This is a genomic window from Pseudomonas sp. FeN3W (assembly GCA_030263805.2).
GTDB lineage: Bacteria > Pseudomonadota > Gammaproteobacteria > Pseudomonadales > Pseudomonadaceae > Stutzerimonas > Stutzerimonas stutzeri_G.
Genome location: CP136010.1, coordinates 4,099,907 through 4,123,727, shown reverse-complemented (window position 1 = coordinate 4,123,727; position 23,821 = coordinate 4,099,907). Strand labels below are relative to the sequence as shown.

Annotated in this window: 19 protein-coding genes; 8 read left to right on the top strand and 11 right to left on the bottom strand. The window is 61.6% G+C overall.

Annotation, left to right across the window (positions count from 1 at the left end; translation table 11 throughout):
• From P5704_019440 to P5704_019425, 4 genes are read left to right on the top strand one after another with little or no spacing between them, the layout of a single operon-like run.
• The gene (locus P5704_019440) at positions 1–912 is read left to right on the top strand and encodes a putative 2-dehydropantoate 2-reductase (protein ID WOF78173.1); all 912 of its coding nucleotides are present in this window, start codon (positions 1–3) and stop codon (positions 910–912) included.
• A gap of 46 nt (positions 913–958) precedes the next feature.
• Positions 959–2,974 (top strand): ATP-binding protein, encoded by a 2,016-nt coding sequence (locus P5704_019435; GenBank protein WOF78172.1) that lies wholly within the window; start codon positions 959–961, stop codon positions 2,972–2,974.
• A 16-nt stretch (positions 2,975–2,990) separates the two neighbouring features.
• Entirely contained in the window at positions 2,991–3,581 is a 591-nt protein-coding gene (locus tag P5704_019430; GenBank protein WOF78171.1) for a cob(I)yrinic acid a,c-diamide adenosyltransferase, read from the top strand.
• Positions 3,574–4,602, top strand: coding sequence for an ion transporter (locus P5704_019425; protein WOF78170.1), 1,029 nt, complete (start codon positions 3,574–3,576; stop codon positions 4,600–4,602). Before P5704_019430 ends, P5704_019425 begins: the two co-directional genes overlap by 8 nt.
• A gap of 57 nt (positions 4,603–4,659) precedes the next feature.
• On the opposite strand, the gene P5704_019420 is transcribed toward P5704_019425, so the two are convergent.
• From P5704_019420 to secA, 8 genes are all read right to left on the bottom strand, one after another.
• Positions 4,660–5,436, bottom strand: a complete 777-nt coding sequence (locus P5704_019420) for an alpha/beta fold hydrolase (protein WOF78169.1) — start codon at positions 5,434–5,436, stop codon at positions 4,660–4,662.
• Positions 5,423–6,550, bottom strand: a complete 1,128-nt coding sequence (locus tag P5704_019415; GenBank protein ID WOF81282.1) for a DUF3182 family protein — start codon at positions 6,548–6,550, stop codon at positions 5,423–5,425. The genes P5704_019420 and P5704_019415 overlap by 14 nt, the downstream gene beginning before the upstream one ends.
• A 152-nt stretch (positions 6,551–6,702) precedes the next feature.
• On the bottom strand, positions 6,703–8,265 hold the full coding sequence (gene ahpF, locus P5704_019410; protein WOF78168.1) for an alkyl hydroperoxide reductase subunit F: 1,563 nt from the start codon (positions 8,263–8,265) through the stop codon (positions 6,703–6,705).
• Between the two features lie 120 nt (positions 8,266–8,385).
• A complete protein-coding gene (gene ahpC / locus P5704_019405) occupies positions 8,386–8,949 on the bottom strand; it encodes an alkyl hydroperoxide reductase subunit C (protein ID WOF78167.1) in 564 nt (187 codons plus the stop codon).
• A 169-nt stretch (positions 8,950–9,118) separates the two neighbouring features.
• The gene (locus P5704_019400; GenBank protein ID WOF78166.1) at positions 9,119–10,060 is read right to left on the bottom strand and encodes a Nudix family hydrolase; all 942 of its coding nucleotides are present in this window, start codon (positions 10,058–10,060) and stop codon (positions 9,119–9,121) included.
• Entirely contained in the window at positions 10,057–10,689 is a 633-nt protein-coding gene (locus P5704_019395; GenBank protein ID WOF78165.1) for a glutathione S-transferase family protein, read from the bottom strand. The genes P5704_019400 and P5704_019395 overlap by 4 nt, the downstream gene beginning before the upstream one ends.
• 124 nt (positions 10,690–10,813) lie before the next feature.
• Positions 10,814–12,031 carry a bifunctional glutamate N-acetyltransferase/amino-acid acetyltransferase ArgJ gene (argJ, locus tag P5704_019390; GenBank protein ID WOF78164.1) on the bottom strand — a complete coding sequence of 406 codons (1,218 nt, stop codon included), beginning with the start codon at positions 12,029–12,031 and terminating at the stop codon, positions 10,814–10,816.
• Between the two features lie 114 nt (positions 12,032–12,145).
• Complete coding sequence (gene secA, locus P5704_019385; GenBank protein WOF78163.1) at positions 12,146–14,884, bottom strand: preprotein translocase subunit SecA; 2,739 nt, start codon at positions 14,882–14,884, stop codon at positions 12,146–12,148.
• Between the two features lie 282 nt (positions 14,885–15,166).
• On the opposite strand from secA, the gene P5704_019380 reads away from it, so the two are divergent.
• The 4 genes from P5704_019380 to P5704_019365 all read left to right on the top strand — a co-directional run bounded on the left by P5704_019380 (position 15,167) and on the right by P5704_019365 (position 16,946).
• The gene (locus P5704_019380; GenBank protein ID WOF78162.1) at positions 15,167–15,622 is read left to right on the top strand and encodes a DciA family protein; all 456 of its coding nucleotides are present in this window, start codon (positions 15,167–15,169) and stop codon (positions 15,620–15,622) included.
• A 122-nt stretch (positions 15,623–15,744) separates the two neighbouring features.
• A complete protein-coding gene (locus tag P5704_019375; protein WOF78161.1) occupies positions 15,745–16,209 on the top strand; it encodes a multidrug transporter in 465 nt (154 codons plus the stop codon).
• 96 nt (positions 16,210–16,305) lie between these two features.
• A complete protein-coding gene (locus P5704_019370; protein WOF78160.1) occupies positions 16,306–16,560 on the top strand; it encodes a YebG family protein in 255 nt (84 codons plus the stop codon).
• Positions 16,561–16,676: 116 nt separating this feature from the next.
• A complete protein-coding gene (locus P5704_019365) occupies positions 16,677–16,946 on the top strand; it encodes a DUF3509 domain-containing protein (GenBank protein WOF78159.1) in 270 nt (89 codons plus the stop codon).
• 171 nt (positions 16,947–17,117) lie between these two features.
• Here the strand turns inward: P5704_019365 and P5704_019360 are convergent, their stop codons facing one another.
• The 3 genes from P5704_019360 to P5704_019350 form a co-directional block, all read right to left on the bottom strand.
• Positions 17,118–19,739: a LuxR C-terminal-related transcriptional regulator gene (locus P5704_019360; protein ID WOF78158.1), complete on the bottom strand. Its 2,622-nt coding sequence runs from the start codon at positions 19,737–19,739 to the stop codon at positions 17,118–17,120.
• A gap of 249 nt (positions 19,740–19,988) precedes the next feature.
• Positions 19,989–21,350 carry a DUF1329 domain-containing protein gene (locus tag P5704_019355; GenBank protein ID WOF78157.1) on the bottom strand — a complete coding sequence of 454 codons (1,362 nt, stop codon included), beginning with the start codon at positions 21,348–21,350 and terminating at the stop codon, positions 19,989–19,991.
• A 102-nt stretch (positions 21,351–21,452) separates the two neighbouring features.
• Complete coding sequence (locus P5704_019350; GenBank protein ID WOF78156.1) at positions 21,453–23,249, bottom strand: DUF1302 domain-containing protein; 1,797 nt, start codon at positions 23,247–23,249, stop codon at positions 21,453–21,455.
• Between the last annotated feature and the right edge of the window lie 572 nt (positions 23,250–23,821).

The window sequence follows — 23,821 nt, the reverse complement described above, 5'->3', positions numbered from 1 at the left end:
GTGAGCTGGCACGTCCTCGGCGCAGGCGCACTCGGCAGCCTCTGGGCGGCCCGCCTGGCTGGAGCGGGCGCAACAGTACGGATAATCCTGCGCTCTGCCCAGCGCCTTGCCGATTACCAGCGCGCCGGAGGACTCACGCTGACTGCCGAAGATCTATCTCGGCTCTACGCCATCCCGGCAGAACTGCCTGATGCGAGCGAACCAATCCAGCGCCTGCTGGTTGCATGCAAGGCCTACGACGCCGAAGCCGCGGTCGCTCAGGTGGCGTCCCGCCTCTCCTCTGGCTGCGAAATACTCCTGTTGCAGAACGGCCTCGGCAGCCAGCAGGCGATCGCCGAACGCTGGCCGCAGGCGCGTTGCATCTTCGTGTCGAGTACCGAAGGAGCCTATCGACAAGACGATTTCCATGTCGTGTTCGCCGGCCATGGGCAGAACTGGCTGGGCGATTCGAACGGCGGCAGTGCACCGGCCTGGCTGGACGAACTGAACCGAGCGGGCATCCCGCAAACCTGGTCCTGCGACATCCTGGCGCGGCTCTGGCGCAAGCTGGCACTGAACTGCGCGATCAATCCGCTGACGGTGCTCCACGATTGCCGTAATGGCGAGCTGCTGCAGCATCGCGAGCAGCTCTCCGGGCTTTGCCAAGAACTCGTCGAACTGCTCGAAGCCAGCAGCCAGCCAGTCGCGGCCAGCGATCTGCAAGACGAGGTACTGCGGGTGATCGACGCCACCGCGGCCAACTATTCATCGATGTATCAGGACGTTCGACTCGGCCGGCGCACCGAGATCGCCTACCTGCTCGGCCATGCCTGCCGCAGCGCCGACTCGCTGGGGCTCGCGCTACCCCGGCTGCACGAGCTGCACCGCCACCTGCGTGAACACCTGAGCCAGCGCGGATTGCCCACGGACTGAGCCGCGGCTACCCTGCAGAAACTCTCTGCTATGCCGTGTCCCGCCAATGATCCTGCGTCAGCGCCTCGAAAACCTTCCGGTCGGCCGCAAACTGCTGCTGGCCCTGCTCGTCCTGCTTGCCGCCGTTCTGCTGGTTTCCAACCTGACGTTCATCAGCGCGGCCTACTGGATTTCACGGCAGAGCGTTGCGCCGCAGGCCATGCACACCCTCGGCGAGCTGTTCGCTACCGAAGAACTGAGCGCGCGGGCGCTGTCTTCGCCGGAAGCCGCCGGCAAACTGCTCAAACGCCTGGACGGCTATGCGCCGCTGCGAGCCGCGATGATCTACGACCGCGACGGCAACAGCCTCGCGCAACTCCAGCAAGGCGACCGATTGCGTCTGCCCGAACAGCTCAGCGATGTCGAGCATTGGCGTGCCAGCGAGATTCGCGCCAACCTGCTGGTCAGGCTGCCGCAAGCCGATGGCAGTGCCGGGCATCTGCTGATGGTCGCCAGCAGCGAGCTGCCCGGCGCCTTCTACACCGGTACGCTGACCGCCAGCCTGGCCATTCTCGTCGCCAGCCTGCTGCTCTGGGTGCTGGTCGCCCGGCAGATCCGTCAACTCATCACCCGCCCGATTCGCGAGCTCGAAGCATTGTCACGCCAGGTCACCCGCGAGGAGGACTATTCCCTGCGCGCCAAGCCCGGCAACCAGGACGAGATCGGCCGGTTGGCCGATGCCTTCAACACCATGCTGTCGCGCATGGAGGCCCGCGAGCAGCAGCTCAAGCGCGCCCGTGACGATGCCCAGGAGGCATTCGATCATGCCCAGGGTCTGGCCGAGGAAACCCGCCACTCCAACCGCAAGCTGGAGCTGGAAGTGCAGGTGCGCAGCAAGATCGAGCAGAAGCTGACCGGCTTTCAGAAGTACCTCAACAGCATCATCGATTCGATGCCCTCGGCGCTAATCGCACTCGACGAACAGCTCTACGTCACCCAATGGAACCAGGAAGCCAGCGCCCTCTCCGGAACGCCGCTGGATGACGCCCTCAACCAGCCGGTGTTCGTCGCCTTCGAGCCGCTCAAGTCGTTTCTCGCGCAGATCCGCCGTACTTCGGAACAGCACGTGGTGGCGAAAATCGAGCGGGTGACCTGGATGCGCAACGACGAGCCGCACCACTATGCGCTGACCTGCTACCCGCTGACCGGCGCAGGTGGCCGCGGTGTGGTGATCCGCATCGACGACATCACCCAGCGCATCAACATGGAAGAAATGATGGTGCAGTCGGAGAAAATGCTCTCGGTGGGGAGCCTCGCGGCCGGCATGGCCCACGAGATCAACAATCCTCTCGGCGCCATCCTGCACAACGCGCAGAACATCCGCCGCCGGCTCTCGCCCGAGCTCGAGCGCAATCGCGAGGCCGCAGAGGAAACCGGCGTGCGCCTGGAAGCGGTCAACCAGTACCTACAGCGCCGCGAAGTGCCGCAGCTGCTCGATGGTATCCAGCAGGCCGGCTCGCGAGCGGCGAAGATCGTCAGCCACATGCTCAGCTTCAGCCGCATGAGCAACCGTCAGCTGGCGGACTGCCAGTTGCCCGTTCTGATCGATCAGGCACTGGAGATCGCCGGCAACGACTTCGCACTGATCGACGGTTTCGATTTCAAGGCCATCGATATTGTCCGTGACTTCGATCCGCGGATAGACCGCGTACCGTGCATCGGCAACGAGCTGGAGCAGGTCTTACTCAACCTGCTGAAGAACGCCGCTCAGGCCATTCATACCCATCAGAGCGACGAGCCGGGACAGATCATCCTGCGCACGCGCCTGAATCCGCCGTGGGCTGAAATCCACGTCGAGGACAACGGTGGTGGCATCCCGGAGAATGTGCGCAAGCGCATCTTCGAGCCATTCTTCACCACCAAGGAAGTCGGCCAGGGAACCGGGCTGGGTCTTTCCGTCTCGTATTTCATCATCACCAACAACCATCAAGGGCAGATGGAGGTGCAGTGCCACACAGGCCACGGCACCACATTCACCCTGCGGTTGCCACTGAACTCGCCCGGCGAGCAGATGGCGACCTGAACCAAGGAACCGATACATGGGCAATCGACTGTCGAAAATCTACACCCGCACCGGCGATAGCGGCGAAACCGGCCTCGGCGACGGCCGTCGGGTTGCCAAGGACCATCCTCGCGTGGAGGCCATGGGCGAGGTCGACACCCTCAACAGTCAGCTCGGCCTGCTGCTGGCCGAACTGGCCGATGCGCAGGTGCAATGGCCAGCGCTCGACGAGCTGATCAGCGTTTTCGCGCCTTGCCAGCACCGCTTGTTCGACCTCGGCGGCGAGCTGGCGATGCCCGACTACCAGGCGCTGCAGGACAACGAAATCGAGCGACTGGAACAGGCCATCGATCGCTGGAACCAGGAGCTCGGGCCGCTGAAGGAATTCATCCTGCCAGGCGGTTCCCGGCTGATCGCCCTCGCCCACCTGTGCCGCAGCATGACGCGCACTGCCGAGCGTCGTTGTCAACAGCTCAATGCCAGCGAAACGGTACGCCCGGTGCTGCTGGCCTATCTGAACCGGCTCTCCGATGCGCTGTTCGTCGCCGCCCGCTTGATCGCTCGGCGCCAGGGTTGCGGTGAAATACTCTGGCAGCCAGCCGCTGCTTCACCTGCCGCGGATGACTGAGCCGGTCGTGGCGCGACAGGCCCGCCGTCGCGACCAGCTGCACGCCGCCTGGGAAGCCTTCATCGTCCTGTTGGTGTGCATCAACCTGTCGCTGATTCTGTTCGACAGCCTGTTCGCCCTGCAGCCTGTCAGCGCAGTGCTGGCGGACCTCGCGCCAGAGCTGCATGCGCGTTACCAGCAGAGTATTCACGCCAACTTCCAGTACATCGACCTGGGCTTCGTCGCGATCTTCGTCTTCGACGTGCTGCTCGGCTGGACCGTGGCGCTGTTCGAGCGCCGCTACGCACGTTGGTACTACTACCCGTTCGCGCACTGGTATGACGTGCTCGGCTGCATTCCGCTGGCCGGGCTGCGCTGGTTGCGCGTACTGCGTGTCGGCGCGCTGCTGATCCGCCTGCAGCGCCTGGGGCTGATCGACATGCGCGACTGGGCCATTTACGGCCTGTTCAGCCGTTATTACTACCTGCTGATCGAGGAGCTTTCCGACCGGGTGATGGTGCGCCTGTTCGGCCGCCTGCAGCAGGAAATCGGCGCCAGCGACGACCTTTCGCGCCGCCTCCTGCAGGAAGTGGTGCGGCCGCGCAAACAGCGCTTGCTCAACGACATCTCGCGGCGCCTGCAGGACATGCTGGAAACCGGCTACCGCGACAACCGCGGCGCCATCGAAGGCTATGTCAGCCAGTTGATTCACCAGGCGCTGCAGAACAATCCCGAAATGCACAATCTGCGGCGCCTGCCACTGGGCAACCGCTTGGCCAGCACGCTCGACGATGCGCTGAGCGACATCGCCGCGCGGCTGCTGCAGGGCGCCGTGGAAGGCATGCGTGGCCCGCAGTTCCAGGCACTGGCCGGCACTCTCGCCGACGAGTTCTTCGATGCCTGGGTCTACCAGGACGAAAATACCGACCTGGCGCTGGAAGAACTGCTGGTCGACGTCATCGAAGTGCTCAAGCAGCAGGTGCTCGACCGCCGCTGGAGCCGTTTCGTCGGCCCCACGCCACCACCGACACATCCCGAGTGAGCCCCGCGATGTTCTCCATGGCAAGCCGTAGGGCTCTGAAAGGTGGGTGTTGATCTGCTATTCGTCGACCGCCTTGAAACCCTCAGGGGATTTTTCGTCGAGACGCGCCCCGATGATCATCTCGGTCGCCCAGTTCACCAGAATCGAGGTGTAGCCCTCCTGACAGCGCTCGTTGCTCAGCGCATGGTCGGCACCGTCGATGATGCGATGAGTGAGGGAATGGGTGCTATGGAAGGCGGCACGATAGCTCATGATGGTTTCGTGCGGGACGAAGGTGTCGTGCTCGGATTCGACGATCAGCACGTCGCCGCGAAACGCCGCGCAGGCGGCCAACGCGCGGTTCTCGTCCGGTAGTACGCGCCGGCTGCGCAGCTGGTTGAGTACATCGCGATCGAGCTGGCGCTTGGGCACCTGCCACTCCTCGTCGCGGTACAGCGCCGGCACGCGCAGGGCCAGCCACTTCACCGGACGCAGCGCGGTGAGAATCGCCGCCAGGTAACCGCCATAGCTGGTGCCGACCACAGCGATCGCCGAGGGGTCGATATGCGGGTGCTGGGCCAGCAGATCGTAAGCGGCGAGCAGATCATCGAGGTTCTGCTCCCGCGTCACGGTTTCCTGCTGCGCACGGGTCTGCGCATGGCCGCGCAGATCGAACGACAGACAGACGCAACCAAGCCCGGCGATACCACGCGCGCGGTTCAGGTCACGCTGCTGGCTGCCACCCCAGCCGTGCACGAACAGCACGCCCGGCATCTTCTCCGGCGGTGACAGGAAGGTCCCGGCGATATGCTCATCATCTACCAGGATGTTCACCATTTCGCTATGCGTCGCCATAGTCCTCCACCGTTACACACTTGGTGATGAAACCCACATCGGCGTCCTCGTCCCGGTACAGAACTTGCGCACCAGCCGGCACGCTTCGCTCGCGCCCATAGAACTCCAGCGAAGACGCCTTCACCGCGCGCGCCGAGGTGCCTTGCCTGAAGACTTCCAGGGCAGCCACTTCGGCACTGCTGGCACCGCCGATACGCCAGGACTGCTCGAGCACGCCGGAACGTGGCTGGCCGCGGCCATCGACGCCCTGGGCGATGTCGTAGTTACGCCGCGAGGCGAAGAAATGCCGATAACAGGCCGAGGCTGCCTCGTCATAGACCTGCGCCTGGCGCACGGCCAGTCGTATCGCCTCCGGCAGATCAAGGGCCATCAGCACCTCGAAGTCGCCATCGACGACCACCAGATCCGAGCCGCCATACACCTCGTTATCCGCATTGTCCTGAGTCAGGCGCTGCGTGCCGTAGTAACTGGCCAGACGGCCTCCAACCCGCACCTGACCGACACTGAAGGTGGTGACGCGATCCAGATGCGCCTCCAGAACCAGACCGTACTGGGCCAGCTCCTTTTCATCGAGCGCAAACAAGGCCTCATCGAGGGTATCGGCATCATCGACGCGCTGCTGCCCGCGGCCACCAGTGGCGCGTACTGGCTTGATCCGCACCGGCCCCTCGTGCAAAAGGCGCCGCCCGGCGTCACGCGCATCGTCAATGCTGAAGGCGCTGTAACCGGCCAGCACGCTGCCCTTGACCTGGGTACTGAAGTCCCGTGACCAGCCGACCGGCGCCACGGCGTCCGGACGCACCAGCGGATGGGTGATCGCCTTGGTTTCGACAAAGGCCTGCGGCACGACACCACCGAACAGGTCACCCTCTTCGTTCAGCCCGAGTTCCTGGGCTTCGCGGAGGCCGACGACGGTACCCGACGGTACCAGGTAGGGATGGGCGTCATAACGACGCGCTGGATCGTACTCACCGCCGTAACTCATCCCCAGCAAGTTCGCCAGGCGTTCGGCCAAGGCCGCGTGGACGACCTTCTCATGCTGCGGCTCGCGTGGTCGGTTGGCATAGGTCAGCACGACCCTGCGTGAGCTCTGCAGCGTTTGCGCATTCATCATCGTCGTGGACAGCTCCATGGACTGCTCGGCATGTACGTCCTGAGACCCGGCGCGACGGCAGGCGTTCGCTTCTGCCTGAGGGGCCCGCCGAGCGCCGGAAACGAAAAAAGGGGAGCACCGCGAGGTTGCTCCCCTTCTTTCTGCGCCTCGATTCAGGCCGGCGCGGAAGACCGGATCAGGTGATCGAAGGCACTCAGCGAGGCCTTGGCGCCTTCACCCACGGCGATCACGATCTGCTTGTACGGCACCGTGGTCACGTCGCCCGCGGCGAACACCCCGGGGATGTTGGTCTGGCCCTTGGCGTCGACGATGATTTCGCCGAACCGGCTCAGCTCCACGCTGCCCTTGAGCCAGTCGCTGTTGGGCAGCAGGCCGATCTGCACGAAGATGCCTTCCAGTTCCACTTCATGCATTTCGTCCGTGGCGCGGTCCTTGTAGACCAGCCCGGTGACTTTCTGCCCGTCGCCCTTAACCTCGGTGGTCTGCGCCATTTTCAGCACGCGGACGTTGGGCAGGCTGTTGAGCTTGCGCTGCAGCACCGCGTCGGCCCGCAGTTCCTCGCCGAATTCCAGCAGGGTGACGTGGGCGACGATGCCGGCCAAGTCGATCGCCGCTTCCACCCCGGAGTTGCCGCCACCGATCACCGCCACACGCTTGCCCTTGAACAGCGGGCCATCGCAGTGCGGGCAGTAGGCCACGCCACGGCCACGGTACTCCTGCTCGCCGGGCACGTTCATCTCGCGCCAGCGCGCGCCGGTGGCAAGGATCAGGGTCTTGGCCTTGAGTTCGCCGCCGTTCTCGAACTGCACGCGGTGCAGGCCGTCGTCGCCCGCCGGGATCAGCTGGCTGGCGCGCTGCAGGTTCATGATGTCGACGTCGTATTCGCGCACGTGTTCTTCCAGCGCGCGGGCCAGTTTCGGCCCTTCGGTTTCCTTCACCGAGATGAAGTTCTCGATGGCCATGGTGTCGAGCACCTGGCCGCCGAAGCGCTCGGCCGCCACGCCGGTGCGGATGCCCTTGCGCGCCGCATAGATCGCCGCGGCGGCGCCGGCCGGGCCGCCGCCGACCACCAGCACGTCGAAGGCGTCCTTGGCCTTGAGCTTCTCGGCATCACGGGCGCTGGAGCCGGTGTCGAGCTTGGCGAGGATTTCCTCCTCGCTCATGCGGCCCTGGGTGAACAGCTCGCCGTTGAGGTAGATGCTCGGCACCGACATGATCTGGCGGGCTTCGACTTCGTCCTGGAACAGCGCGCCGTCGATGGCCACGTGCTTGATGTTCGGGTTGAGCACGGCCATCAGGTTCAGCGCCTGGACCACGTCCGGGCAGTTCTGGCAGGACAGCGAGAAGTAGGTTTCGAAGCGGTAGTCGCCCTCCAGCGCCTTGATCTGCTCGATCACTTCCGGTGCGGTCTTCGACGGATGGCCACCGACCTGCAGCAGGGCCAGCACCAGCGAGGTGAATTCGTGGCCCATGGGGATGCCGGCGAAGCGCAGGCTGATGTCGCCGCCGATGCGGTTGAGGGCGAACGAGGGTTTGCGCGCATCGTCGCCGTCGGTCTTGAGGATGATCTTGTCGCTGAGGCTGGCGATGTCCTGCAGCAGGCTCAGCAGCTCCCGGGATTTCTCGCCGTCATCGAGGGACGCGACGATCTCGAAGGGCTGGGTGACCTTCTCCAGGTAGGCTTTCAACTGGGTCTTGAGATTGGTGTCCAACATGAGCAGCGGTACCCCATACGGAATTCAGGAAATAAAACGCCCGGACGGTTCGCGTCCAGGCGTTGGGTTGCCAGAGGGCGGTGAACAGCCCTCCAGCACGCAGGGCAGATAGGCGAAGCCTTAGATCTTGCCGACCAGGTCCAGCGACGGAGCCAGGGTCTTCTCGCCTTCTTTCCACTTGGCCGGGCAGACTTCACCCGGGTGAGCGGCGGTGTACTGAGCGGCCTTCAGCTTGCGCAGGGTTTCCGACACGTCACGAGCGATCTCGTTGGAGTGGATCTCGACGGTCTTGATCACGCCTTCCGGGTTGATCAGGAAGGTGCCACGCAGGGCCAGACCTTCTTCTTCGATGTGCACACCGAAAGCGCGGGTCAGCTGGTGAGTCGGGTCGCCGATCAGCGGAAACTGAGCCTTGCCAACGGCAGGGGAAGTTTCATGCCAGACCTTGTGCGAGAAGTGGGTATCGGTGGTGACGATGTACACCTCGGTACCGGCCTTCTGGAACTCGGCGTAGCTGTTGGCAGCGTCTTCGATCTCGGTCGGGCAGTTGAAGGTGAAGGCAGCCGGCATGAAGATCAGCACGGACCACTTGCCCTTCAGGGATTCTTCGGTGACTTCGATGAACTTGCCATTGTGGAAGGCATTGACTTTGAAGGGTTGAACTTGAGTGTTGATCAGCGACATCTGCTAACTCCTTTAGGGGGTTCAGAAACTTTGACGGGGCCTACGATAACGCAGCCAGCAGCATACCGTTAATTGATTAAGGGAATGACAGCGATTGCTTTCATCTATCGAAGACACATTTATCGGGTTTAGCGCAGCATCGCCAGTGACCTGTAAGAGCGGCAGCGGTTCAATCCGGCCAGAATGCTCGAATCGCAGCGACGCCCTGCGCACCTGCCTGGCGTGCCAAGGACAGGTCGGATGCCTGAAGACCGCCCAGCAGGTAGACCGGCCGGTCGAAGCCTAGCAGTAAATCCGCGACCTGCGGCCAACCCAAAGGTGAGGCATCCGGATGGCTGGCGGTCGCCAGCACCGGCGACAACGTGACGAAATCTACCCCCAATGCGGCTGCCAGCGCCAGCTCCTTGGCATCGTGGCAGGAAGCAGCCAACCAGCGATTCGTCGTGATCGGTCGTTCCTGTCCCGCATGCTCTCGCAGCTGCTCGGCAGTCAGATGCCAGCCTGCCTCGGGGTAATCGCACACCCACTGTAGCGAGCCCTTGAGCATCAACTGAGCACGCTCCCCGCACAATGCCAGCGCCCGCTCCGCCAACGCAAGATAGTCGGCGGGCGGTAGCGATGGCACACGCAGCTGGATCAGCCGTACGCCGTCATCCAGCGCTCGCGCGAGCCCATCGAGCAACCGTTGCGGGGCAATGCCATCCGGCGTTATCAGATAGCGATTAGGCAAACGCGCAGCCGCGATGATCGGCTGGTTGGCGGCAGGGAAGCTGTAATGCGTCAGCTGATCCGCCGTCACCCACATCAGCGGCTGGCCCTCCGCACCGTGGGGTTCACCGGTAAACGCCTGCACCTCCCAGACATCGAGCAGCACCTGCTTGTCCGGATAATCGTGGCGCACCTGGATCAATGGCTGCGCCGCGGTAACGACGATTCCCAGCTCCTCCAGCAGCTCACGTGCCAGCGCCGCCTCGACGCGCTCGTCTGCCTCGACCTTGCCACCGGGAAACTCCCACAGTCCACCCTGATGCTTGTCGAGCGGTCGCTTGGCGATCAGCACGCGCTCATCAACGCCACGAATGACGGCTGCAGCGACATGGATTCGTTTCACTTCCGCACTTCCTGCAGGGCGCTCTTATGCCAGCGCTGAAAAGCCGGCCACTGATGGATCGTCTCGACGTAGCTCGCCGCGGCAGCAGGCAAGGCCACCTGATAACTGCGCAGGCGCGAAGCCACCGGCGCATAGAAGGCGTCGGCAATGCTCGGCTGGCCAAACAGATAATCACCGCCCCTGCCAAAGCGCTCGCAGCAATCGCTCCAGATGGCGCAGATTCGCTCGACATCTGCCCGCACTTCATCGGGAAGCTCGGGCAAGGCCTGGTCGCGCGCCATATCCATCGGCAGATGGCTGCGCAGCGCCTGAAAGCCGCTGTGCATTTCCGCGCAGATACTCCGCGCCAATGCGCGCGCATAGCGCTCGCGCGGCCACAGATGTGCATCAGGGAAACGCTCGGCCAGGTATTCGGCGATTGCCAACGAATCCCACACTGGGCCGTCCTCGGTCAGCAGCACCGGCACCTTGCCGGTCGGCGAATAAGCGAGCAGCCGGGCTCGGCTGTCCGGCCGATAGAGGGACACCGGAACCTGTTCGCACGCAGCGCCGGACAGTTCCACTGCCAGGGCGGTGCGCAGCGACCAGGATGAGTAGTTCTTGTCGCCGACTACCAGTTGCAGAGCCATGACCTATGCACCTCGAGTTGCCTTCGGAAGAGTCAGCGGACGTTAAGGCGCGGCAAGCGCCAATGGCAAATTCCCGTTGCACATGGGGCCATGCACAACGGGAATAGCTAAGGGCAGGATTCGATCAGGTCCGGTATTCGGCGTTGATCTTCACGTACTCGTGGGACAGGTCGGTGGTCCAGATGGTCTCGCTGCAACTGCCACGACCGAGCTCGATACGGATGGTAATTTCCTCCTGGGCCATTACCGCTGCGCCCTGCTCTTCCGTGTAGCTGGGCGAGCGCCCGCCCTGGCTGGCGATGCAGACCTCGCCGAGGAACACGTCGATCTTGCTGACATCCAGGTCTGGCACGCCGGCGTAGCCGACAGCAGCCAGAATGCGGCCCCAGTTCGGATCGGAGGCGAACAGCGCGGTCTTGATCAGCGGCGAATGCGCAACGGCGTAGGCGACGTCCAGGCACTCCTGATGATTGCCGCCGCCGTTGACCTGCACGGTGACGAACTTGGTCGCACCTTCACCGTCGCGAACGATGGCCTGGGCCACTTCCATGAACACTTCCAGCACCGCCTGCCTGAGCTTGCCAAACAGTTCGCCGGCCGCTTCGGTGATCTCCGGCAACGCCGCCTGACCGGTGGCGATCAGCATGCAGCAATCGTTGGTGGAGGTGTCACCATCGATGGTGATGCGATTGAAGGACTTGTTCGCCGCATCGCGCACCAGATCCTGCAACACGCTGCCGGCGACCTTGGCATCGGTGGCGATATAGCCAAGCATGGTCGCCATGTTCGGCCGGATCATGCCGGCGCCCTTGCTGATACCGGTGACGGTTACCGTCACGCCATCGTGCTGGAACTGACGGCTGGCGCCCTTGGGCAGCGTATCGGTGGTCATGATGCCGGTAGCGGCCTCGGCCCAATGATCAGGCGACAGATCATTGAGCGCAGCCTGCAGCGCCGACTCGATCTTCTGTACCGGCAGCGGCTCGCCGATCACGCCAGTCGAGAACGGCAGCACGGCCGTCTCGTCGACTCCGGTGATGGCAGCGAGGGCCGTGCAGGTGTGGCGGGCGTCGGCCAGACCTTGCGGCCCGGTACCGGCATTGGCGTTACCGGTGTTGGTCAGCAGGTAACGCACCGGCCCGTGCATGCGTTCGCGGGTGACGAGCACGGGGGCAGCGCAGAAAGCGTTGGTGGTGGTCACGCCGGCGACACGCGAGCCCTCCGCGCAGCGCATGATCACCACATCCTTGCGGCCCGGTCGCTTGATGCCGGCGGAGGTGATGCCGAGTTCGAAACCGGGTACCGGGTGCAGGGTAGGTAAAGGACCAAGACCGACAGCCATGGATGCGCTCCTTCAGAACAATGGATGGCCAACAGGCCGAGAAAGGGATTGCGACAAAAACGCCGCGAGCGGCAGAAGCCGGTCGCGGCGCGGAATCATCAGGCGAGGTCGGACTTACTGAACCTGCCCATGACAATGTTTGTACTTCTTGCCCGATCCGCACGGGCACGGCTCGTTGCGACCGATCTTCGGTTCGGTACGCACCGGCGCCGCGGCAACGTCAGCCTGGCCTTCGACCTCGGGCTCCTCCTCCGGCTGATCCAGCGCGGACACCTCGGCGTGCTGGAACTGCATGCGCTTGGCCAGCTCTTCGGCCTCGCGACGCAGACGGGCTTCTTCTTCGGCCGGGTCTTCGCGACGAACCTGCACATGGGACAGCACGCGGATGCTGTCGCGCTTGATCGATTCGAGCAGGTCCTGGAACAGCGTGAAGGACTCGCGCTTGTATTCCTGCTTCGGGTTCTTCTGCGCATAGCCGCGCAGGTGGATGCCGTGACGCAGGTGATCCATGGTCGACAGGTGGTCTTTCCACAGGTCATCCAGCACACGCAGCACGATCTGCTTCTCGAAGGAACGCAGCGCCTCGGCGCCAGCCAGCTCTTCCTTCTCGTTGTAAGCGGCCACTAGCGCTTCGAGAATGCGCTCGCGCAGCGTTTCCTCGTAGAGTTTCTCGTCCTCGTCGAGCCACTGCTGGACCGGCAGACGCGTACCGAAATCGCTGTAGAGCACCGCCTCCAGCCCCGGGATATCCCACTGTTCCGGCAGCGACTGCGGCGGAATGTGCGCGCTGATCGCGGCGTCCAGCGTTTCCTGGCGGAATTCGGCGATGGTCTGGCCGATTTCATCGGCGGCCAGCAGGCTGTTGCGCATGTGGTAGATCACCTTGCGCTGCTCATTGGCCACGTCGTCGTACTCGAGCAGCTGCTTGCGCATGTCGAAGTTGCGGCCCTCGACCTTGCGCTGCGCCTTCTCGATGGCATTGGTGACCATGCGGTGTTCGATGGCCTCGCCGGACTCCATGCCCAGTGCCTTCATGAAGTTCTTCACCCGGTCGGAGGCGAAGATACGCATCAGGCTGTCTTCCAGCGACAGATAGAAACGACTCGAACCCGGGTCGCCCTGACGACCGGCACGCCCGCGCAACTGGTTGTCGATACGACGGGACTCATGGCGCTCGGATGCGATTACGTGCAGGCCGCCCGCTTCGAGGACCTGCTGGTGACGCTTCTGCCAATCCGCCTTGATCTGCGCGACCTGTTCTTCGCTCGGGCTCTCCAGGGCCGCGACTTCCACTTCCCAGTTGCCGCCGAGCAGGATGTCGGTACCACGGCCGGCCATGTTGGTGGCAATGGTCACGGCGCCGGGGCGACCGGCCTGGGCGATGATCTCGGCTTCCTTGTCGTGGTGCTTGGCGTTGAGCACCTTGTGTTCGAAACCTTCGGCCTCCAGCAAGCGCGACACATATTCGGATGATTCGATGGTGGCCGTACCGACCAGCACCGGACGACCCTGTTCCCGGCATTCCTTGATGTCGGCGATGATCGCGGCGAACTTCTCTTCCTGGGTCAGATAGACCAGGTCGTTGAAGTCCTTGCGCGCCAGCGGCTTGTTGGTCGGGATGACCACGACCGGCAGGTTGTAGATCTGCTGGAATTCGAACGCTTCGGTGTCAGCGGTACCGGTCATGCCGGCCAACTTCTTGTACAGGCGGAAGTAATTCTGGAAGGTGGTCGAAGCCAGGGTTTGGCTCTCGGGCTGGATCTGCAGCCCTTCCTTCGCTTCGATGGCCTGGTGCAGGCCTTCGGAAAGACGGCGCCCGGGCATGGTACGACCGGTGTGTTCGTCGATCAGCAACACCTGATTGTTCTGCACGATGTATTCGACGTTGCGGTGGAACAGCTTGTGGGCGCGCAGACCGGCGTACACGTGGGTCAGCAGACCGAGGTTGTGCGCCGAATAGAGACTCTCACCCGCGGCCAGCAAACCGGCTTGGGTCAGCAACTCCTCGATGTACTGGTGCCCTGCCTCGTTCAGCTCGACCTGGCGGGTTTTCTCATCGATAGAGAAATGCCCCTCCTGGGTAACGACGCCCTCCTCTTCCTCGATGTGCTGGGTAAGGCGAGGAATGAGCAGATTGATCTGCTGGTAGAGCTTGGAGCTGTCTTCGGCCTGGCCGGAAATGATCAGCGGCGTGCGTGCTTCGTCGATCAGGATGGAGTCGACTTCGTCGATCACGGCGAAGTTGAGTTCACGCTGGTTCTTTTCCTGCAGGCTGAACGCCATGTTGTCACGCAGGTAGTCGAAGCCGAACTCGTTGTTGGTGCCATAGGTAATGTCGGCTGCGTAGGCAGCGCGCTTTTCTTCCGGCGGCTGGAACGGGGTGACGATGCCGACCGAGAGGCCGAGGAATTCGTACAGCGGGCGCATCCAGTTGGCATCGCGTCGCGCCAGGTAGTCGTTGACCGTGACTACGTGCACACCTTTGCCGGCCAGCGCATTGAGGTAAACGGCCAGGGTAGCCACCAGGGTCTTGCCTTCACCGGTACGCATCTCGGCGATGCGCCCTTCGTGCAGGGTCATGCCACCGATCAACTGCACATCGAAGTGGCGCATGCCCATGACTCGCTTGCCCGCTTCGCGGCAGACGGCGAATGCTTCCGGGAGGATCTGATCGAGGGTTTCGCCTTTCTCGAGACGGGCCTTGAACTCTTCGGTCTTGCTGCGCAGTTGCTCGTCGGAGAGCGACAGCATCTGCTCTTCGAGGGCATTGACGGACTGCACCGCCTTGAGCATGCGTTTGACCTCACGCTCATTCTTGCTTCCAAAGAGTTTCTTCAATAAAGGCGCAAACATATCGACAAAGACTTCCATGCTGGGGATGGAGGCACGTCCGCGAGGTCACGGCTGCGTGCAAAGGGGCCATTCTACTCGGAAACGGCAGTGAGGAAAGGTGCCTGACTGCGCAGCACCATGACGCAACGGACGCGCTACCGGGTACCTGTATATTCGCAGCTGGCAGGCGATAAACCCTCTAGGCTGGGCATTTGCGCAGCACGCCAAAGCCGGAGGCGGCAGGATATTCCCCGAACCAGCTTCTGCTACCATTCACGCTTCTACCAAGCATCTCGGACCATCATGGCCTTTCGCCCGTCGCCGGCTCGTGCTCCTGCCTCATTGTTGCGCGAAGCGAAGCCGCTCAGAGCTTTGTTCGGCGAAGCCCTTCGGCTCGATCGTCTGCAACAGCTGCTGGAGAGCCAGTTGCAGCCCGCAGCACGCGAACACTGCCGCGTGGCATCCTGGCGCGAAGGTTGTCTGCTGCTTATCGTCACTGACGGCCACTGGGCGACACGGATGCGCTACCAGCAGCGGCGTCTGCAACGTCAACTGGAAGTGCTCGAAGAGTTCGCCGGCCTGACGCGTATCCAGTTCAAGGTACAGCCACCGCCCCCGCCCAGGCACACGCCGGCGCGTACGCAACCGCTTTCGAGCAACGCCGCCGACAGCATTCAGGCGGCAGCTGATGGCATCCGCGACCCCAAGCTTCGCGCTGCACTGGAACGTCTGGCCAGCCGCAGCAAACTGGACGACTGACATCCTGCGACAAATGCTTGCCACTTCGTTGTTGCCCGGAGTCCGCCGCCACGGGTTAGCATGCCCCCATCGCAACGGAGAACGTTCATGCTGCCCAACCACCTGATCGTCGGTACTCGACCATGCTGATTGGCGCTCTGCTCATCCTGACCTGGCTGGTGCTGCTGATCCGCTATCCATTCAGGGCCGTACCCATTTCACTGGGTGCCGTGCTCGGCCTTGCCTTGGTCGCTGGCTGGGTACTCTGGCAGGAGCATCGCGAAGAGCAGTTGCTCGCTCGTATCGAAATTCAGCTGACTCACGACCCTCGTCGCTGCGCCGGCGGGCAGCCGCTGCATGTGCGCCTGCACAATCACACCGACAAGAAGTTGCAGAGCCTGCAGTGGGAAGTCGCCGCCTATGCGCCGGGCTCGCGCACCAACCTGGCGCGACGCGCCTACGATGCACCGGACTACCAGGGGGCAGGTGGTCTGCAGCCCGGCGCAAGCTGGGAATCCTGCCTGCCGCTACCGCTGCTGCGCGCCGGTTACCGCGCCGCCACGCTGGAGTTTCGGGCCGAACGCGTGCAAGGCCGATTCGAGAACTGACGAAACTCCGCTTCCTGCGCAGACTTTCAATCTTCGCCGCAGCCGCTTATGCTGTACAAATAAACAGTATCAATCTGCCAATGACCGAGGTGGTAAATGGCCGTCGAAGTGGTGTACCGCAGCAGTCGGGACCTGGAGCGCTTGTTCATGGATAAAGCCGAAGCCGATCGTCACGACAAGATGCTTGAGCTGGCAGAGGCGCTAGCTGCGGTGTTGCAGCAAGCTTCGCCGTCGCTGAGCGAACAGCAAGCCGAAGATATCGGCATCTACATGGCCAGGCACCGCGAGTTGTTTGCCAAGGCATTCAAGAGCAGCCCCGATGTTCTGACGGAGCTGACTGCGCAGGCATGAAATGAGATGGCAGGTATGCCCGCGACATTTTTGCGCGGTCAAGCCGTTGCGCCCGGGAAACTTGTCATCGCCTTGCCTGGTCCATTGCTGGCAACCCCTCACACAGGTATCCAGGCATGACGAGTCCATTTCAGAAGATCAGTGATGTGTTTCGTCCGCGCTACAACGTCAACTTCAGCATCGAGAAGCCCGATGGCAGCATTCTGCTGACATTGACGGGCTCGGAAGGCGTTGCAGTGAAGCGCTACATCAGTGCCGACCAATGGCGCGATCAACAGCAATTGCAGCGACTCATCACCAGCCTGCAAGTCAGCCTGGCCATCGAGCGCGGCGAGCAGTTGCCACAACGGATGACCCACGGAGGCTTCCAACCCGCACCCGTGTAATGTCATCAACCTGACTGCCTGCAGGTTGCGCCGCTCCGCCCCCGAAACTTACCCAACAAAAACAAGAATCCATCTTCGCCTGCCAGCCTCGAGGCTTGCAGCGAATCGCTGTGCCTGAACTGTTCTGTTTCAGACGCAACGGCGAATGATCGCTTAGACGACTCCTGGCTCTCAGAGCCAAGCCAGCGCTTTGGCCTTCGCCACGGCCTGAGTACGGCGCGCGACACCCAGCTTCGTGTTGATCCTGCGCGCATGGGTTTTCACGGTATGCAGAGATATGAACAGCTGCTCGGCAATCTCCTGGTTCGAACACCCCTGGGCGATCAGCCGCAACACCGTCAGCTCGCGATTGCTCAGCACCGTCTCATCGGCTGCCGGGAGCGTCACTTCCGGCTCACGCTCGTAGCTCAGCAACCGCTGCCGGAGCGATTCACCCTTTGCCGCGGGCAGCACCCGTGCCAGCCACTGCGGTTGTCGATGCTGCAGTTCGTACAAGGGTTTGACCAGATGCTGACGCGCGGCCTCACCGAGCGCCAGACGCAGCTCCAGCTCTGCCGCAGCGACCTGACCATCGACCTGTAACGCTTCTGCCAGACTGAAGCGACATTCGCATGCCAGCCCCAGCCGCTGAGCAAGCAGATTCTGCTCGATCTGCTCACGCAGAGCTTCGATTGCGCGTACCGGCTGCCCTTCGAGCACATCGATGACCGCCAGATAGCGCCGCACCCGAGGCAACAGTTCGTAGAACCCGGACGGCGACAGGAAACCGCGCCCTTCATACAGTTCCAGTACCTGGTACAGGGCACCACGCGCCTTGCGCAGTTCGCCCTGATGCAGCCAGGCCACACCATTTATCAGCGGCAAGATGCCGCGGAACCTCGCCTCCGGCACATGTCGCCACTGAGCCAAGCGCTCGGCGTCACGCAGCCAATGATAGGCGCTGGCAAACTCGTGGCTGCGCGCCGCAAGCTCGGCAAGACCGACATAGCCGAAGAAACAGTAGGAATCGCCGCAGGTTTCGGTTTCCGTCTTACCGAGCTGATACGCCTCCTGTGCCGGCTCATCGAGCCCCTGGTAAGCCAGCAGGTGTCCCTGCAGCAGTTGCAACCTCCCGATGAGGGGGCTGCGCCGAACGGTGTCACGCAACGCTTGGAGCGTCTCGTGCAACACGCCAACCGCACGCTCGAATTCACCGGTGAGTTCAAGCAACTGAATGCGGTCGACGCTGAGCATCACTTCGTAGAGCACGCTGCCTTTCAGCCGTGCGAGCTTCATACCTTCGCTGTTGTATTGTTGAGCAAGCTCAAGCTCACCTTCGGCCATCGCCTGCTGCGTAAGCACCTGATAACAGAGCACGCGTTGCGCCCAGGCATGATCAGACAGCACCTCGAGCGCCTGCAGGCAGTTCTGGCGTGCCTCGGGCTCACCGCGCAGACGGGCCAGAAACCCCCGCAGGGCCTGCCACTGGGCCAACAATTGAGCTTGCCGGCGCGCATCAGGCTGGGGGAAGAACTTGGCCAACTCCGCCAGACAGTCGTCCACTTCATCAAGCCGCGCCGAAATGATCAGCGCCCAGCCCTGCAAGACGATCAGGCGCGTGGTGCTGGCGAACAGGTCCTGTGGCAGTTCGCTTCGCCATTTCAGAAAGCGCGATACGTTATCGCCGATCAGCAGCTGTTCCTGTCCGTAACGCTGCAGGTAGTTGGCCGCAACTTCAGGCTGACCGGCCCATAGGGCATGCTCTACCGCCTCGCGCATCTCGCCGCGACTGGCAAACCACTGACAGGCACGCAGATGAGCCTGAGTCGGCGCGGCCGTTTCTGCGGAGCGCTGCAGCATCAGCGCCAGCGGCTTCCACAGGCGAAACCACTCACCGCAGTTATCGATCTGTCGAATGAAGAGCTGGAGCGTCTTGAGGATATCGAGAATTTCGCGACCAACACCGTCGAGCACATGGTCGCAAAGCTCTGCCGAGAAACGCGGCATACGCGCCAGCGCCAGCATGGCCCGCCGCACTTCATCGCTCAGTCCGGCCATGACCTCACGCTGGACGTAATCACGCAGCAATGGCGTCCCGGCAACCAGACGCTCTCGCAGGGCCTGCTCATCGGCGTGGAGCAACATCAGGCAGACGCCAGCCGGCCACCCCTCCATCACACGATGCAATTGCTGAAAAGTCTCGGGCGAGAGCGCCAGACGATGGACATTCAGGAGTTGCTCGAGCTCTTCGGCCGTGAACGCCAACGCTTCCGCCTCCAACTCCAGAAGGTGCCCTTGCAGCAGGAGCCGTGGAAGCTTCCATGCCGGCTGGCGGCGGCTGGATACCCACCAACTGACCTGTGCCGGCCCCATGTCCAGCAACATATCCATGCAAGCGTCGAGTTCCGGGCTGTAATCACGCGGATAATCGTCGAGCATGATCCACAGCGGCTGCCGGACCTGTCGCAGCAAAGCCAGCATGTCGCTCTCGGAACGATCATCCTTGTCCGCCCGCTCCCCCAGTGCATCGCTCAATTGGCCGTACAGCGCCTGAACCGTACATGTCCGTCCACCCAGATCCAGCCACACCAGGCGTGTGCCCGCAGGCACCAACCGCGCGCACTCGCTCATCAGCACGGTCTTGCCAAACCCGGCTGGGGCGCAGATCAGGCGCAGGCGGCAATCGGTGTCGAGCAGCGCACGAGCCAACCTGGGCCGGTCGATGTGCAGCGGCGGCAGCCGAGGAATGGATGCGAGTTGCTCTACGGCACCTGCCTCTGCACTGAGCGCATCTGGAATGAAGCGTACGGACATGGCAAAGGTTCTCTTGTTCGAGTCAGTCCATTGAAACACAGCGCGGTCTGTGCCAGGCATCGCGCTCGGTCGTCACCGTGGGCAACCGAAATGCCAGCCTTGTCATTGCACACGTCGCATAGGCTCGATGTTCCAGCAATGCGATCGCCCTGACCGCAGGCACCGAATGGAAATTATCATCCACTGGTTCGCAGCAAAAAAAAAAGGCGGCCACCTGGCCGCCTTATTCACAGGTTAAATGTCAGTCGATCAGCGCACCCCCGCATTACGCAGGGCAGCCGGCGTGAAGTCGCGAGCGGAGGCACGATAGCCATATTCGTGAGGCTTCTCCTCGTTGCTCATGCCGATCGCGATATAGCGACCGGAGATGATGTCGTAGAGCGCTTCGAACGCGTAAGCCGGCACTTTGTGCTGGTAATACTGCAGCGAGTGGGCCTCACCTACACGCCAAAGCTGACCACGACCGTCATACAGCTCCGATTGAACGATGGTCCAGCTATCCTCGTCGATGAAGAAACGGCGCTTGGCGTAGATGTTGCGCTCGCCGCTCTTGAGCGTGGCTTCAATCTCCCAGACGCGGTGTAGCTCGTAACGCGCCAGATCCTGATTGACGTGGCCAGCCTTGATGACGTCGTCGTACTTCAGATCGCTGGAGGCGATTTCATAGCTGTTGTACGGGATGTACAGCTCTTTCTTGCCAATCAACTTCCAGTCGTAGCGATCAGGCGCGCCACTGAACATATCGAAGTTATCGGTGGTGCGCATACCGTCCGAAGCGGTGCCCGGCCCGTCGTAGGCAACCTGCGGCGCGCGGCGCACCCGACGCTGGCCAGCGTTATAGATCCAAGCCTGACGGGGCTCCTTGACCTGATCCAGCGAGTCGTGCACCAGCAGTACGTTACCTGCCAGACGAGATGGAGCTGTTACCCGCTGCTTGAAGAACAGCAGTGCGTTCTTGGCACGCTCGGGATCCAGATCAGTCATACCCAGCGGGAACGCCACTTCGTCCTCGAAGTGGACCATGGTGTAGCTGCCGTTGGTTTGCGGGGTAGCCTGGACGATATTGCGACGGACGTTGCCACCGCGATAGCGGGTGATGTGGTTCCACACCACTTCCAGGCCATTCTGCGGAATCGGGAACGCGTAATAACGGCTGTCGGTGAAGTTGGCGATACCGTTGCCGCCCTCGACGAGTTCGGTATTCACGGCGCTCTTTTTCGCAGCCTCATAGATCTCATCCGGTACGGCGACCGAACGATGTGTCGGGAATACACGAATCTTGTAGGTTTCCGGATAGCGCTTGAACATGGCCATCTGACCTGCGGTCAGCTTGTCCTTGTACTGCTCGGCGTTCTGCGCGGTGATGACGAACTTAGGCTGCTCGTCCTTGAACGGATTGGTCAGATGTCCATTCTTGAGGGGGGCTGCGTCGGTCTTCAGACCACCGGTCCACTCAGGGATACTGCCGTCGGCATTCCCGGCTTTTTCTGCGCCCAGCGGCGTCAGCGATGTACCGAGCTTGGCGGCTTCTTCTGGGGAAACGGCAGCCATCACACTGCTCGCGAGCAGAGAGAAGGCCAAGACACTGAATAGCTTTCTTGTTTTTTTCATACGATTCCAGTTCCTCTTGATCTTGTTATACGGCCGGAGGCCATGCCTACCGCTATCGCCCGACCGGTGCTTCCTCGCCGGTCGGGCGTCAGGCTGATCTCCTTAGAAGTTCACGCCCACGCTGAACGCGAGGAAGTCGCGATCAACCAAGGTGTTGTAATCGCCGCCGAAGAAGTCGGTGTAGGACAGGCTGGCGGTGTAGGTGTTCTGGTATTCGGCATCCAGGCCGATGCTGACGGCTTTGGAGCCTTCAACAAACAAATTATTTGGCCCGTATCCGTTAACATCATGGGAAAAGGACAAGTTAGGCTTGAGGTTGATACCTGCGAATACGTTGTTGTAGTCCGCGATAGCACGCAGGCGATACCCCCAAGAGTCGGCCGTTACGAAGCCATCCCAGCCGTAACGGGCTTCAGCATCAGCGTTTGTCGCAGGAGATCCAAAGATGGCGTCCCGTCCATAACGCACATCTCGCTTACTTTCCAAACCACCAACGTGGGTGTAACCGATCTCACCGATGACCGTAACCCGACCCGCACCAAGAACCTGATCAAAGAAATGTGTGAAGGTTGTTTGCAGCTGTGTCACTTCTTTACGGTTGTATCCATGATAATCCACACCAGCGACCGAGAACGGGTCGCCCCCGCCTTGGAAGATCTGCCCCGCACTTGCTAGCAAGGATGTTACATCGGTTGTATTTATTTGCACTGGCAAATTCGGGCGATAACTGATCTCTCCTGACCAAGCCGTGCCACTTGGCAGCGTAGTAGAGAAGCTAAATCCGTACAGCCGGACATCTTCTGGGTACTCCAAGAAATACTGCCCCCGCCCTAATAGCGCTGCAGGAGCCACAGATAATGGAAGATTGCCTAACTGAACCGCCCCCAATACTTCTGTAAGCCCCGCAGTATCAGCATTAGTCATACCGAGATTAGGAGTCCGGCTATGGTAGTTCATGAAATAGGCGCCATATTCCGTTGAGTCGCCCAACCAGCGCAGCGCTAGACCAAACTGGCCAGAATCTCTGGCGTCACGATCTCCGCCACGGGGAATCATGACTCCCTCGTCAGTAACTGTCACACCCACACTACCTAAAAGGCCAGGCACTCCCGCCGGGAACGGGCCTAAAACGTTGTAGTTGGTATCGCAACCGTCCTGCAGCGGGTCGGAACCGGAAAAGAACGTTCCGCAGTTATCAGCAATAGTCTGATCCCATTCCAGCTGATAGAACGCTTCCATACTCAGACGATCGCTCAGACTCTGCGAAATGTAGAACATGTTGACCGGAATCAAGCCTTCCTTAATCTCAGCACCCGGCCGACGGAACGCAGCAGCATCTAAAGGGTTAATCGAGTTGATACTGTTGCCGATAAAAGTACTTTCACCCCAACTCACCACTTGCTTGCCAAGACGAACGGTACCTGGCAAATCGCCAACGGCATAGTTGTGATAAACGAAAGCATCCAGAATCTGGGCCCCGGAAGATTGAGCAGCCTCTTTCCGGTTACTGTCGCTGATATCCTTGAACAGCCGGCTCTCATCCTTCAGTTCGAAGTCGTACCAGTACTTGCCACGAACAAAGGCACCGCTATCGCGATAACGAAGTTCGAGATCATGCACACCCTTGAAAATCTTGGAGAACGTTTCACCCTTCTTGAAGTTCAGACGACCATCGTCACCCGTCTGGGTAAATCCAGTACCGCCATTAGCCGCACCCACAAGATCCATATCCCTGTCCGCCATGGACCAGCTGGCGCCGATCGACATCGCCGAGTCGAACTGCCCTTCGATTTCTCCGATATTGAAATTGACAGCGTAAGCCGGTGCGGCAGTGCCCAGCGCGACGGCGAGAGCTAGAGACTTCGGCTGGAAGATTCCTTGCCTTGTTGTTTTTGTCATGAGGCGCTCCTGGTTGGTTCGAAGTGCGTCAACCCTACCCAGACACCGGGGTAGGGTTAAGCGCACTAAGGTTTGATTTAGCTTGTAATCCTTTAGTGTTAATAGCCTTTCCAGCAGTGGCTTTCAGCGTGATTGCGTCGAGCCATGCCCTATAAGGTCCAAATGAGCTTAGCCGTGAATGCCAGGGCCGCAAAGCCCGACCCAGAGCCTTTCCCCTTGCAAGATGGGAGAATTGTCGGTCAGTTATCCTAAAGTTCAATTCATGAACGCGATAACGTGCTCGAAACCCGCCGAATGAACCGGCCGACAAAGACATAGGTCATCACTCATCCAGCCGGCGGCAATGGGCAATACACGCAAGAAATCGAAACGAAGCGTTACCGCAACGCAGAGGTGGGACGAAAGGAAACAGGCGGACCGGCTTATACGCCTTGGGTCGAAGGGATTGCTGCATCGGTCAGAGACAAAGAGCCGCCCGGAAAGGGCCCGCCCCCTTGTGCGACGCAGCGTCACGGCAGCGAAGCGCCCCCCCCCACTGGTGCGCGCACATATTTTTATGCGGCAGGCGCTCG

Bases quoted from the DNA above. Each gene is read 5' to 3' on its own strand.
- P5704_019435 (WOF78172.1), top strand. From the start codon at position 959: ATGATCCTGCGTCAGCGCCTCGAAAACCTTCCGGTCGGCCGCAAACTG.
- P5704_019430 (WOF78171.1), top strand. From the start codon at position 2,991: ATGGGCAATCGACTGTCGAAAATCTACACCCGCACCGGCGATAGCGGC.
- P5704_019425 (WOF78170.1), top strand. From the start codon at position 3,574: ATGACTGAGCCGGTCGTGGCGCGACAGGCCCGCCGTCGCGACCAGCTG.
- P5704_019420 (WOF78169.1), bottom strand. From the start codon at position 5,436: ATGGCGACGCATAGCGAAATGGTGAACATCCTGGTAGATGATGAGCAT.
- P5704_019415 (WOF81282.1), bottom strand. From the start codon at position 6,550: ATGATGAATGCGCAAACGCTGCAGAGCTCACGCAGGGTCGTGCTGACC.
- ahpF (WOF78168.1), bottom strand. From the start codon at position 8,265: ATGTTGGACACCAATCTCAAGACCCAGTTGAAAGCCTACCTGGAGAAG.
- ahpC (WOF78167.1), bottom strand. From the start codon at position 8,949: ATGTCGCTGATCAACACTCAAGTTCAACCCTTCAAAGTCAATGCCTTC.
- P5704_019395 (WOF78165.1), bottom strand. From the start codon at position 10,689: ATGGCTCTGCAACTGGTAGTCGGCGACAAGAACTACTCATCCTGGTCG.
- argJ (WOF78164.1), bottom strand. From the start codon at position 12,031: ATGGCTGTCGGTCTTGGTCCTTTACCTACCCTGCACCCGGTACCCGGT.
- secA (WOF78163.1), bottom strand. From the start codon at position 14,884: ATGTTTGCGCCTTTATTGAAGAAACTCTTTGGAAGCAAGAATGAGCGT.
- P5704_019380 (WOF78162.1), top strand. From the start codon at position 15,167: ATGGCCTTTCGCCCGTCGCCGGCTCGTGCTCCTGCCTCATTGTTGCGC.
- P5704_019375 (WOF78161.1), top strand. From the start codon at position 15,745: ATGCTGATTGGCGCTCTGCTCATCCTGACCTGGCTGGTGCTGCTGATC.
- P5704_019370 (WOF78160.1), top strand. From the start codon at position 16,306: ATGGCCGTCGAAGTGGTGTACCGCAGCAGTCGGGACCTGGAGCGCTTG.
- P5704_019365 (WOF78159.1), top strand. From the start codon at position 16,677: ATGACGAGTCCATTTCAGAAGATCAGTGATGTGTTTCGTCCGCGCTAC.
- P5704_019360 (WOF78158.1), bottom strand. From the start codon at position 19,739: ATGTCCGTACGCTTCATTCCAGATGCGCTCAGTGCAGAGGCAGGTGCC.
- P5704_019355 (WOF78157.1), bottom strand. From the start codon at position 21,350: ATGAAAAAAACAAGAAAGCTATTCAGTGTCTTGGCCTTCTCTCTGCTC.
- P5704_019350 (WOF78156.1), bottom strand. From the start codon at position 23,249: ATGACAAAAACAACAAGGCAAGGAATCTTCCAGCCGAAGTCTCTAGCT.